Raw genomic sequence first — 453 nt, 5'->3', positions numbered from 1 at the left:
ACTTAAAGTACCGTCGGCATTAAGCAACACACTGCCGTTAACCACAGCCACACTTCCGCCTACGGCTATGGCTGTACCGTTAATGGCGGTAATGGTATGACCGGCATTTTCAAAGGTATCGTTTGCATTCACGTCAAGAGTCACAGCGGTGTCTTCATTGGTCGCAAAAGCATCATCGGCAATATCCACTACAGGATTAATGGTAATGCCTACGGTATCGCTGTCGAGCAGCGCACCGTCTGTAGTACTCATGGTCAAGGTATCGGAACCGTGGTAATCCGCTACTGGACTGTAACTTAAGCCATCTAAAGCCGCAGTGATTGCTGCAGGAGAACCGCTTAAAGTAACCGATCCTGTGCCGTTATTGGTGATGGTCACGCCTGCCGTAGCCAGAGCGGTTAAGCTGCCGTGCAGTACAGAAACCGTAGTCGTCACCACCGCACTGTCAATATC

Annotated in this window: 1 protein-coding gene; it reads right to left on the bottom strand. The window is 50.6% G+C overall.

The window, feature by feature from the left end; all coding sequences use genetic code 11:
- Positions 1–453: hypothetical protein (locus Lwor_RS12105; protein WP_202967158.1), on the bottom strand; the 453-nt coding region annotated here is incomplete at both ends.

This window comes from Legionella worsleiensis, assembly GCF_001467535.1.
GTDB classification, from domain to species: domain Bacteria; phylum Pseudomonadota; class Gammaproteobacteria; order Legionellales; family Legionellaceae; genus Legionella; species Legionella worsleiensis.
The sequence above is the reverse complement of the archived record's forward strand: the minus strand, read 5'-3'. Positions and strand labels throughout refer to the sequence as shown.